General features: G+C 66.5%; 10 protein-coding genes. 9 read left to right on the forward strand and 1 reads right to left on the reverse strand.

Annotation, left to right across the window (positions count from 1 at the left end):
• Genes HDA39_RS41700 through HDA39_RS41710 form a run of 3 tightly spaced genes read left to right on the forward strand, consistent with a single transcriptional unit; the run spans position 1 to position 3,429 of the window.
• Positions 1–1,302, forward strand: a complete 1,302-nt coding sequence (locus tag HDA39_RS41700; protein WP_337926115.1) for an ATP-binding protein — start codon at positions 1–3, stop codon at positions 1,300–1,302.
• Between the two features lie 4 nt (positions 1,303–1,306).
• Positions 1,307–3,058, forward strand: a complete 1,752-nt coding sequence (locus HDA39_RS41705) for a type IV secretory system conjugative DNA transfer family protein (RefSeq protein WP_337926116.1) — start codon at positions 1,307–1,309, stop codon at positions 3,056–3,058.
• Positions 3,055–3,429, forward strand: a complete 375-nt coding sequence (locus HDA39_RS41710; protein WP_184805306.1) for a hypothetical protein — start codon at positions 3,055–3,057, stop codon at positions 3,427–3,429. Before HDA39_RS41705 ends, HDA39_RS41710 begins: the two co-directional genes overlap by 4 nt.
• 691 nt (positions 3,430–4,120) lie before the next feature.
• Here the strand turns inward: HDA39_RS41710 and HDA39_RS41715 are convergent.
• On the reverse strand, positions 4,121–5,434 hold the full coding sequence (locus tag HDA39_RS41715) for an FAD-dependent oxidoreductase (protein WP_184805308.1): 1,314 nt from the start codon (positions 5,432–5,434) through the stop codon (positions 4,121–4,123).
• Between the two features lie 101 nt (positions 5,435–5,535).
• On the opposite strand from HDA39_RS41715, the gene HDA39_RS41720 reads away from it, so the two are divergent.
• From HDA39_RS41720 to HDA39_RS44235, 6 genes are all read left to right on the forward strand, one after another.
• On the forward strand, positions 5,536–6,552 hold the full coding sequence (locus tag HDA39_RS41720) for a helix-turn-helix transcriptional regulator (protein ID WP_184805310.1): 1,017 nt from the start codon (positions 5,536–5,538) through the stop codon (positions 6,550–6,552).
• Positions 6,553–6,704: 152 nt separating this feature from the next.
• The gene (locus HDA39_RS41725) at positions 6,705–7,091 is read left to right on the forward strand and encodes a hypothetical protein (RefSeq protein ID WP_184805312.1); all 387 of its coding nucleotides are present in this window, start codon (positions 6,705–6,707) and stop codon (positions 7,089–7,091) included.
• 386 nt (positions 7,092–7,477) lie between these two features.
• Positions 7,478–8,728, forward strand: a complete 1,251-nt coding sequence (locus HDA39_RS41730) for a substrate-binding domain-containing protein (protein ID WP_184805316.1) — start codon at positions 7,478–7,480, stop codon at positions 8,726–8,728.
• Between the two features lie 82 nt (positions 8,729–8,810).
• Complete coding sequence (locus HDA39_RS41735; protein WP_184805319.1) at positions 8,811–9,185, forward strand: hypothetical protein; 375 nt, start codon at positions 8,811–8,813, stop codon at positions 9,183–9,185.
• Positions 9,182–10,192: an ArdC-like ssDNA-binding domain-containing protein gene (locus HDA39_RS41740; protein WP_184805322.1), complete on the forward strand. Its 1,011-nt coding sequence runs from the start codon at positions 9,182–9,184 to the stop codon at positions 10,190–10,192. Before HDA39_RS41735 ends, HDA39_RS41740 begins: the two co-directional genes overlap by 4 nt.
• 469 nt (positions 10,193–10,661) lie before the next feature.
• Positions 10,662–11,536 (forward strand): IS5 family transposase (locus HDA39_RS44235; protein ID WP_202893295.1); only part of this gene is annotated, 875 nt, incomplete at its 3' end.

Genomic DNA, 11,536 nt, shown 5'->3' on the forward strand with positions numbered 1-11,536 from the left:
GTGGAGCCGCGGCGGGCGCCGTACGACGCTCGGCATGCCTTGCCGCTGCTCGTCGACGCACACCGTGCCACGACGAGGATCTTGCGGGTTGCCTATCCCTTCCTGGCCGAAGGGGGATTGGGGGCTGATGGCACCTATATCGGGTCGGATGTCTTCAGTGGCGGCTCGTTCGTCTACGACCCCTGGGTCCTCTACCAGTCCAAGGTCATCACCAACCCCAACCTGCTCCTGGCCGGCGTCATCGGCAGCGGCAAGTCCTCGACCGCGAAGGCCTTCATCACCCGCTCGATCGCCCTCGGCCACCGCGCCTACGTCCCCTGCGACCCCAAAGGTGAATGGACGCCCGTCGCGGAAGCCATCGGGGGTGCCGCCATCCAGCTCGGCCCCGGGCTGCCGACCAGGCTCAACCCACTTGACGCCGGCACCCGCCCGGCCGCCGTACAGCCTGACGAATGGGACAAGATCGTCTGGTCCCGGCGCCGTGCCCTGCTCGGAACTCTCGCCGAGTCCACACTCGGCCGGCCCATGACGGCGGTCGAACACACCTCACTCGACCTCGCCCTCGAGACGGCGACCACCAACCCGGCCCCGACCATCCCCGACGTCGTCGTCGCCCTGTTCGACCCCGACGACGACCGCGCACACCGAGGCGGCCTGCACAGGAACGCGCTGCTCGACGACGGACGCGAGGTCGCCCACGCCATCCGGCGCCTGGTCCACGGCGACCTGTCCGGCATGTTTGACGGCCCGTCGACCACCGAGTTTGACGCCACCCTTCCGATGGTCTCGCTCGACTCGTCCCGCATCGGCTCGGGAGGCAACGACCATGCCCTGCGGCTGGCGCTGGCGTGCGCCTCGTCCTGGATGGAGGCCGCGGTCGCCGATCCGTCCGGTGGGCAGCGATTCATCGTGTACGACGAAGGCTGGCGGGTGATGCGCGACCCGGCGCTGCTTCGCCGGATGCAGGAGCAGTGGAAGCTGTCCCGCGCCTGGGGTGTGTCCAACGTCCTGATCATCCACCGACTGTCCGACCTGGCCGCAGTCGGCGACCTCGGCTCCGAAGCCCGCGCACTGGCCGAAGGTCTCCTCGCCGACTGCTCGACCCGGATCATGCTCCGCCAAGAGCCCGACCAACTCGCCCGTACGGCGACGCTGCTCGGGTTGACCGACGTCGAGATCGCAACGATAGGGAAGCTGCCGAAGGGCCGTGCGCTGTGGCGGCTGCCCGATCGGTCGTTCGTCGTACAGCTCGTACGGCACGCCCGCGAAGTCGAACTCTTCGACACTGACGCCCGGATGTAGCCCCGTGCTTAACAAGACCCCAGGCACAGATCTCGCGATCATCGGCCTCGTTGCCGTCGCCGTCGCGGGCCTCATGCTCCGCACCGTCGGCGGCCTCTGCATCCTGATTACTACCGGCCGGTGGACGGATGCCCCATCGACCGCCGGCGTCGCCGTACTCGTGGATCCCGCCCATCCGGCCCGAGCCTTCGGGCTCGCCTCTGAGTCTTTCGGGCCGCTGCTGTTCTGGACGCTTGCTGCACTGATCGCCGCTGTACCGGCGGCGCTGGGCGTAGCTGGTTCGCATATCTACCAGCGCAGGCGTGCTAGCACCCAGGGCAGGGCCCGCAACCTCGTCGCGCGCCCCGGCTTGGCGACCCGGGCAGACGTGGAGCACGCAGTTGGCCGGCGCCAGGTCATCCGCCGCGGCCGCTCAGCCAGACCGTCGTTGAAGCATCCCAGACCTCAGGAAGTCGGCACATTGCGCGGCTATTCCCGAGGCCGCGAGTGCTGGTCTTCGGTGGAGGATTCCGAGATCGACGTCGGACCACCGCGCTCAGGCAAGGGCCTCCACAGCGTCATCAACGCCATCCTGGACGCGCCGGGCGCCGTCGTCACCACCTCGACCCGGCCCGACAACCTCGTGGCCACCCTCGGCCTCCGCAAGGTCAAGGGGCCGGTGGCCGTCTTCGACCCCCAAGGCCTCAGCAAGGCCGACGGAATTCGCTGGTCCCCGGTCCGCGGCTGCGAAGACCCAACCACCGCGATCGTCCGCGCCTCCGGCCTCGCTGCGGGCGCCGGCTTCACCAAAGGCGGCGTCACCGACGGCGCGTTCTGGCACGGCCAAACCGAAATGGCCCTCCGTGGCCTTCTCCACGCCGCCGCCATCGACGACACCGGCATCGATCGCCTCTACCGCTGGAGCCTCGAACCTGCCTCCGCCATCGAAGCCGTCTCCATCCTCAACCACTCCGACGAGGCCGCCGAAGGCTGGGGCGACACCCTCGACGGCATCGTCTGCATGGACGGCCGCACCCGCGACGCCATCTGGGCAGGCGTCCGCTCCGCCCTCTCAGCCCTGGCCGATCCCGCCGTACGCCGAGCCTTCGACCCACCACCCGGCGCCGGCCTCGACCCGAAGACCTTTCTCGCCGACAAAGGCACCATCTACCTCCTCGGTACCGGCGTCGGCGCCAGCGCCACCTCTGCCTTCATTGCGGCCCTCCTGGAAGACATCACCGAGACCGCACGCCAAATCGCCGCCCACCAAGAAGGAGGACGCATGGAACCCCCGCTCGCTCTCGTGCTCGACGAAATCGCCAACCTCTGCGCCGTCCCCTCCCTGCCGTCCCTGATGGCGGACGGCGGCGGTAATGGCATCTCTACTCTCGTCGTCATCCAGTCCCTGGCCCAGGCCCGCGAACGGTGGGGCGAACAGGCCGCCGCGGCCATGTGGGACGCCGCCACCATCCGCCTCATCCTTGGCGGTTCCGCCCAACCTAAGGACCTCCAAGACCTCTCTGCGGTCTGCGGCGACCGAGATGAAGAACTCCGCAATTGGAGCCGCGGACCCGACGGAGGCCGCACCTGGTCGACGAGCACGCGCCGGTTGCCGGTTCTTCCGCCTGACGTTCTCCGCACCTTGCCGTTCGGCACCGGGGTTCTACTTGCGCGAACGGCGCCACCAATCCTGCTCAAGCTGAGGCCTTGGACGGACCGACCGGACGCGCCCGAGATCGCTCAGAGCGTCAAACGGAACGGGCAGGTGTCGCCTTGATTGGCGACGAGTCGCTGATGGCCCTTGACGACATCTTCGATCCCCAGGTCATTTGCTGGCGATCGTTGACCGCGCGAGCCGTAGACGAACAACTGGCAGCCCTCGCAGATTGGGTCGGCTGGGCCGTCGAGCGATATCAGCTCGACCACAAGGTGATTCCGCCCTGCTGGGCCCAGCACGGAAGCCTGGTCGAAGAGCTGTCCGCCTTGCGTTCGCTGTGGGACGGCAGCTTCCAGGATGATTCATCACCCTCAGATCCGATCACCTTTCATCGCGAGCTCGACCTCGCCCAGCGCCGCCTACGAGAGTGGGGATCACGCCTCGGCTGCTCAAGGACAACCCATAGGCCGGAACCAACTCCCGATCCTTGAACTGGAACGGACGAAGTCAGCTATTGCTGTCGCACAGGCATGAGTCCGTGAAACGCCGAGCGATCGTGCGTGCGCGGCTCCGAAATAGCAGGCAACGCGCTTGCTCGCGAGGAGTTCGGGCTTGCCATCGACATCTACGGCACCGGAGATCCTTGTTTGTCACGCGTAAGAAGGCCCGGCTGGTGAACTTGGCCAGAAGAGCTCCCGAACGGCTGTCCGCCCTGGCGCGCACGAGTCACTTGCTGAGCGCCGGAGTCCAGTTCTTGACCGAGATGTAGTTGGTAGAGGTGCCGCACCGGCGATGAGCCGAACTCGGCGATCATCTTCGCCGTCACCGGTGTCTCCCGTGCCAGCGGGCTGGTCACCGGCAGTCCCGGCGCCGTCAACTCCTCCTTCCTGCTGCTCTTCCCATTCGCGTTCCTCACCAACTCCTTCCTCCCCCAAGAGGCCCTGACCGGCTGGCTCGCCACCGTCGCCGACTACAACCCCGTCACCTACCTGCTCGCCACCTTGCGCTCACTACTCAGCAACGGATGGGTCTGGGCCGACCTGTGGCCCGGGCTCGTCGCGATCGCCGGCGTCGGAGCCTTGAGCTTCACCCTCGCCTTCACCGCCCTGCGCGGACGAGTATCACGCGGTTGACACACGACCCCACGAGGTTCCCGCCTTCCGTCGGGGACCTCGTACCCGTCTACCGGCCGCTGCCCGTGCGCGACACCTTGTTTTGACGGGTGGCGGGCACGGCCCGTACGGCAGCGGCGGGTGACCGTCGAAGCCGGGTCACAGCGGCCATGAGCGGAGTGACGATGGTGGTGGCCGCAGCGCCGAAGGTGGTGTCGGTCACCAGGATCAGCCGTACGGTCTTCATGGCCATGGAGAGAACCTCACTGCCGCGCTGGCGCATCTGAGCTTCGAAGCGCGCGACCGCGTTCGTGAGGGTCGTCGTGTCGCCGTCGGAGAGGGTGTCGAGCTGGCCGAGCAGATCCGCGGCGTCCTGGATCGCCGCACCGGCGCCCATGCCGGCAGTGGGTGGTGTGGCGTGGACAGCGTCACCGAGGGCGGTGAAGCGGCCTGCGGTCCACGGAGCGAGATCGGTGGCGCGGGTCGAGGCAGCGTTGAACCGGAACGCGGCTACGCTGGCCGGATCGGCGCGGGCGATGACCTCCAGCGTGTGGCCGGCCCATTTGTGGTCGCGGAACCGGTCGAGCAGGGCACTCCGCAACGGAGCACCGTGCAGATCGCGCAAGGAGTCGGTGTGGGCGGATTCGGGAAACATCGCGCCCCAGATGTACGTCGGGCCGGTGGTGATCGACATGCACAGCTCGGGGGCGTCGAGTGCAGCATTGCCGACCGGGTCCAGAAAACCGACATAGAGCGCGGCGCCCCGCGGGCCGATTCCCATCGTCGAACGTGTCCCGAGCCGCTGTCGTTCGGCGCTACTGAGGTCGGCGCGGCGAGTTCGACCGGAGAATCCGATGATGCCGGCCGGGCGGTTGGTCGGCCCCTGCGCCAGGTAGCGGGCGACGACCGAGTGTGTTCCGTCGGCACCGACCACCAGGTCCGCGGTGACCGGCGGACCATCGGTGAACAGAACCCGAGGCATACCCTGTTCGTCCTCATCGACGCCCGACACGGCCCGCCCGAGCTGCAGGTCGTCGCCGACGGCCTCCGCCAGCAGCGTGCGCAGCGTGATGCGGTCGACGTCGATGCTCGCGCTGCCACTCAGGTCCGGGCCGTACCCGAGAAGACGACCGCGCCGGTCCCAGAACGCGTCGGGGTCCCGCAGCCGCAAGGCCGATCCTGAAGCCAGCAGCCGTCGCATGATCTCAGGATCCACCAGGCGCTCGAGCGCCGACTGAGCTCGCTGATCGAGGGTGATGTGGTAACCGCCTGTCGCTGCGACATCGGTATCGCGGTCGAACACCGTCACTTCGTACCCGCCGCGGCGCAACCCGGCACCCAACGCGAGCCCACCGATCCCGCCGCCAACCACGACAACCCGCATGTCTGAACCTGCCTTCTGCTGAATGATCGTTGCCCCGTCACCACAGACGGTGCCGGCAGTAGTGGACTCGGGATGGCCAGTACTGGGGGCAGGATGGAGCAATGACAAGTACGTCACACAGGGCGCTGCGGCTGCTGTCCCTGCTCGGCTCGCGCAGGACGTGGCCGCTGAGGGATCTTGCGGCCCGGCTCGCGATCAGCGAGCGCACAGTCCGCCGCGACCTGGACACCCTGCGCGAACTCGGCTACCCGGTGACGAGTGTTCGCGGCCCGGATGGTGGCTACCGGCTCGGTACCGGGTACGTCCTGCCGCCGCTGCTGTTCGATCATGACCAAGCACTGGCGATGGCCATTGCGCTGCAAACCGCGAACACCTCCGTGTTCGGCCTGCAGGACGACACCGCCAGAGCACTGGCAACCTTGCAGCAGGCCATGCCCGAGACGCTGCGCGCCGTGATGGAATCCCTCCGTCTGACCAAACTGCGAAACTATTGGGAGTTCCCCGCACCCCCGATCGATCCCGCCGCGCTCAGAACTGTCGGTACCGCGGTGCGTCTGCGTCATGTCCTCGTCGCAGAATTTCTCCGCCTCGATGGGACACGCCCCGCCCCCGGCGACCAGGATTTCGCGACAGCCCGCCGTCTTGAACCCCATCATCTCGTGGTCTGGGCGGGGCGGTGGTACCTCATCGCCTACGACCTTGAAGATCGTCACTGGCGAGTACACCGAGTAGACCGGCTGCACCCCCGCCCGACCACCCGCAGCTTCACCTTGCGGGACCTGCCGGGAGGCGACCTCGCCCTTTTCGTCATGAGTAGCCACGACCGCGGTGACACCCCCGCGGCTTGGCAATGCACCGGCAGCGCACGCCTCAATCTGCCCGCCGATATCGTGGCCCGCTGGGCACCCGGCGGCTCCGTCGTCGAGCACCTCGACACCAACCACTGTCGTCTCACCCTCGGCGCCTGGTCCTGGGCCGGCATCGCCGGAATCCTCGCCACTTTCGACACCGACCTCACCGAGGTGCACCCGCCCGACCTGCTCGACGCCTGCCGACAAATCGCGCACCGCTACGCCGCAATGACCTCGACAGAACTCACCGGTCCCGTTCGGCCGTGAACAGCGCGTTGGCTCAAGCAGCTGATGGCCCTTTCACCGGCTGTTCCCCGAATGGAATACATTCAATGGGAATCTGATCATACGGTCGCTGGGTCACTGCATTCATCAAGTATCGCTGCAACACTGGGAAAGACTACGGTGAGAGGAAGTTCATGCCAGCAGGAGCAGACCCAGCGCCGATTCAGTTAGTAGGTCCGGCTGCCATAGGCCGAGCCAGCGATGGCACCGCGGTCTTCCACACCGGGTTGTGGCTGGGCCCCAGCCAGAGTTGTCTGTTCATCGGCATCATCGCTGAAGGTGGACCGTCGAGGCGGCCCAAAAGGCCGTCAATCACGATCAGCAACGGTCAGGACCTGTTGATCAACAGCTTCTCCTTTGTCGGCGGTGGCGGCGGCCCCGGCCACGGTGACTGCTGGCTGCTGCAGGCCGACGTCGATACTGAGAACGCGTGGCGTCTGTCAGGCGCGACACTGGTCATGCGGTACGAGATTCTCGCTCTTGACTACACCGCTCAGCTTGCGGATCTGACAAAGCAGTGACCTTGGCTCCCCGAGGTTGATCCCACTCGACGCCCACAGACCGAAGCCACCAGCGCAACAACACGTCGGCGTAGCTGCGCGCCGGACCTGACTGGTTGTCGCGGGCAACAAAATCCGCCAGGACCTGGCGCACCGCCTCTCCACCGGCCCTGGTGAAGCTCTCGCTCGCATCGCGCGTCCGGTCTCCGATCTTGACGGCGGTGGCTTGGTGCGCTTGTGTTTGTAACAGAAAAATATGTGAAGTTAACACTGGAACCTGAGTGGCGGGTCGGGATGAGACTTCGGCTGATGGCCGTGCCGGCGATGCTCACGCCGATGATTGTTGCCTGCGGTGCCGAGAACGAGCCGGCGGTGGGGGTGGTGGTGACGCGAAGATCGCGTTCCTGATGCCGGACATCGCCTCCACCCGGTACGAGCAGTACGACGCTCCGCTGTTCAAGGCGAAGATCAAGGAACTGTGCGGCGGCTGCGAGGTGCTCTACCAGAACGCCGGCGCTGACCCGGCCAAACAGCAGCAGCAGGCCAACTCGATGCTCGCCCAAGGCGTGCAGGCGATCGTGATCGACCCGGTCGACTCCGCCGCGGCGGCCTCGATCGTGCAGGCGGCGCAGGGGCAGGGCATCCCGGTGATCGCCTACGACCGGCCGATCCCGGACAAGAAGGCCGACTACTACGTCTCCTTCGACAACGAGAAGATCGGTCAGCTGATCGCCCAGTCGCTGGTCGACGAACTGAAGGCGGCCAAGGCCACCGGCGGCATCCTGCAGGTCAACGGCTCGCCGACCGACGCCGCGGCCGGGCTGATCAAGAAGGGCATCCACAGTGCGGTCGACCCGAGCGGCTTCAAGCTGCTGGCCGAGTTCGACACCCCGGGCTGGCAGCCGCCGAAGGCGCAGGAGTGGGTCGGCGGCCAGATCACCCGGTTCCCCCACCAGATCGCCGGCGTGGTGGCGGCCAACGACGGCACCAGCGGCGCGTCGATCGCCGCGTTCAAGGCGGCCGGTACGAAGGTGCCGCCGGTGACCGGCAACGACGCCGAGCTGGCCGCGGTCCAGCGGGTGATCGCCGGCGACCAGTTCAACACCATCTCCAAGCCGATCAAGATCGTCGCCGACGCGGCCGCGGTGGTCGCCCACGAGTTTGCCCAGGGCAACAAGCCGGCCGGCAGGACGACGCTGTTCGACACCCCGGCGGAGCTGTTCACCCCGACCGTCGTCACGCGGAAGAACGTCGCCGAGGTGCTCGCCACCCCGGACGCAGATTGCGTATGCGGCGGCGCAGTGGCAGCGCCCGCACGAGGAGATCCCGGTGCAGGATCTGCTGACCCGAGACCTTCGATCGATGACGGCTCAGGTCCGTACGGCTTCCAGCCACGCTCGTTATCTCCTCACAGCTGTCGGCACGTGTGCACCTCGCTTGAGCCTCGGGGACGCGACCGTCACCAACCTGCGAAGAGCTCACACCGCCTTGCATCGAAGCGACGAGGTTTCGATGCTGACCGCTGCCGCGTGGAACCGCCACGTTTCAGATCTGGGAGGCATCACGTCGCTACCGGGGGAGTTCGCCTTCACAGAGTTGCACGACATTGTGCGGCGGACCGTCGGCCTTCCTGGGAGCGCGCTGCGACCGCCGGCTGAGTTGATCCCTGATCGATGGACTGCAACTGCTGTCCTCGGGGCGACTGATGAACTCGTTCAGTCCGCCTACCCGGCTGCCGCGATGCAGAAGCGGGCGGTGTTCGAGCTTGTTGTGGCACGAAGACTGTTCGTCCCCCGAATCCAGGCGATCCGCGTCGATCCGGCGTACGAGCTGCCGACGGCCATACCGCTGGGAAGGCGCCAGCGAACATGGCTGGTGGCCGAACGCATTGCCTTTATGACCAAGCTCACTGAACCACTGGCCTTGGTTACGGACCTAGTGGGAGAAGCGGCACGGCTGTGCCGGGGTCTGGCAGGCATCGACGAGGAACGCCGGCCGATGCGGTCGGAGTTCCCGATGAAGGTCGCCCGGTCGGAACCGATCCGGGCACGTCGTCGAGCTGTACAGGCTCGCCCTCATCAACCCGACACGGGTCCGGCCGTTGAGCTGCCATGAATGGTTCAGACTCAGGGGACAAGGAGCGGTCCACATCGGCGCTGGGCGTGTTGCACGAGATGCTGAGCGAGGAGATTCGCAAACTCCGTACGGCCGACGACTGGACACGCTGGCTGAAGACGGTAGCGGCCTTTCACCACTACAGCTTCAGGAACGCGGTGCTGATCGCGGCACAGAAGCCGGACGCCACAGTGGTCGGCGACATGAGCATGTGGAGGCATCTCGGTCGCCATGTGCCGAAAGACGAGAAGCCGGTACGGATCTTCGCGCCGATCTTCTCGCGCTCGATCAACGACGCTGGAGTGGTCACCCGCCCTACGTACCACGACCTGGTCGACGACTCAGAGGCGGCAAAATCGGGGCGCGGGCGCCGGCTGGTTGGCTTCCGGGTCGCGCATGTGTGGGATGTGTCGCAGACTGCCGGTGAACCATTGCCGAAGCTGGCCAGGTCTGGGCCAGTGCCCGGTTCCGTACCTGTCGGGCTTTGGGACGGGCTGATCACGTGTTTCGAACGCGAGGGGTACGAGTTGTCGGCGGAGCCAGCTGGGGAGAAAACCCCTCATGGGTTCACAGACTTCGAGGCGCGCCGGATCGGACTTGATTGGCTGGGCGAAGGACGTGCGGTCGCGAGTCTGGCCCACGACGTCGCGCACATCATGTTGCACGATCCTGATGCCGTCGTCGCATCCGGCGATGTGATGTGCCACCACGAGGTGCGAGAGGTCGAAGCAGAGTCGGTGGCGTTCATCCTCCTGGCGCATCACGGTCTGCAGATGCGCGGGAGGACCTTCCCGTTGATAGCCGCTTGGGCGGCGGCATCGGTCGACAACGAAGAGTGGGAGCGGATCGTACAGAGAACCGGCGAGCGGGTTCTCTGGGCGGCGCGCGAGCTGATCGATCTGACCTCTCAACGCGGAACCTCGCGGGGCCGGAGGTCCACGACGAGACACCTGAGCCTGATGGCTCAACCCGACATGTGGGTCCCGCTCGGACCGGAGGCCTGGTAACGGGAGGGCACGAGACAGTCGCGGCGCTGCAAGGGCGCGGCAGCGTCAGACGCGCATCGAGGCGACGACCCCGGGCGCGGCCGCGCTCGAACGAGCGAACCATCGAGTAGGACAATTCGATTCTGGGCAGCGCGGGACCGCTCGAGCCGAGGTGAGGATCGCGGCGTCGGAAACGGGAGCGCCGAAGGGTTTCTGGGCGATGACCGCCTTCAGTCGCTAGCACGTCTGTGAGCTGCTGGGCCCTGGCACCGTACGGGCCGTCGTCGGAGACCTGGCTGATGATCCGGTCGTCCGGCCGGATCCGATCCGCGCACGTCGGCGAGTAGACATCGGCGGCTCTAGGGAATCGCTGATTTTCTCGGTTGTCGGGCCGTGTGGTGTCGCTGGCTGGGGTCGGGGCCGGAAATAGTGAGGTATGCGATCTGAGTAGCCGTCGTTCTCAGATGTCGAGTACGGGAACCGGCGGCGGGTGTCGCGCCGTGAGCAGTTCCTCGAAGCGATGGACGCAACGATTCCGTGGTCGCGGTGGGTCGGGGGCTATGACTCGTATGCGATGCGGAAGTTCATGGGTTTGGATTTCGGGGTCGAGCAGGTTCCCGACGCCACCACGCTGCTGGGGTTTCGGCATCTGCTGGAAACCCACGAGCTGGGCCGCAAGCTGTTCGAGTCGCAGAACGAGATCTCACCGAGCAGGGCTGGGTCATGCGTGGAGGTTCCATCGTGGGCCACGATCATCGCTGCGCCGTCGTCGACGAAGGATGCCACCGGTACCCGTGACCCCGAGATGCACCAGACGAAGAAGGGCAACCAGTGGTCCTTCGGGATGAAGGCCCACATCGGTGTGGATGCCGGCACCGGGTACGTCCACTCGGTGAGTGCGACCAGCGCGAACGTTCACGATCTTGATGAGACAGCCCATTTGGTCCGAGACGATGACGAGGTCGTCTACACCGACGCCGGATACCAGGGCGTGGAGAAACGGCCCGAGGTCACCGGTGACGAGCATCTGTCGGCTGTTGAGTTCCGGGTCGCGGCCCGGAAGGCCAAACTCGCGGCCATGGCCGGTCCGTCGAACGGCGCGGAACTCTCCCGGCGACCGCCGCACCGTCCAGCGCGCCGCAAACCCCCGATAATCAGCGATTCCCTAGAGCTGTACGGTTTGCCGCTCGAGTTCTCGGTCCGTCGGTGGGTCGGTGCGCTGGGGTTTGCTGGGCCACCAGAACCTGTCGCCGAGGAGGAAAGCGAGCGCGGGGACGACGACGGTGCGGACCAGCAAAGTGTCGAGCAGAACGCCGATGCACACGATGATGCCGATCTGGGTCAGCGTGATCAGCGGCAGCACTC

The organism is Kribbella italica (genome assembly GCF_014205135.1).
In the GTDB taxonomy this organism is placed as follows: domain Bacteria; phylum Actinomycetota; class Actinomycetes; order Propionibacteriales; family Kribbellaceae; genus Kribbella; species Kribbella italica.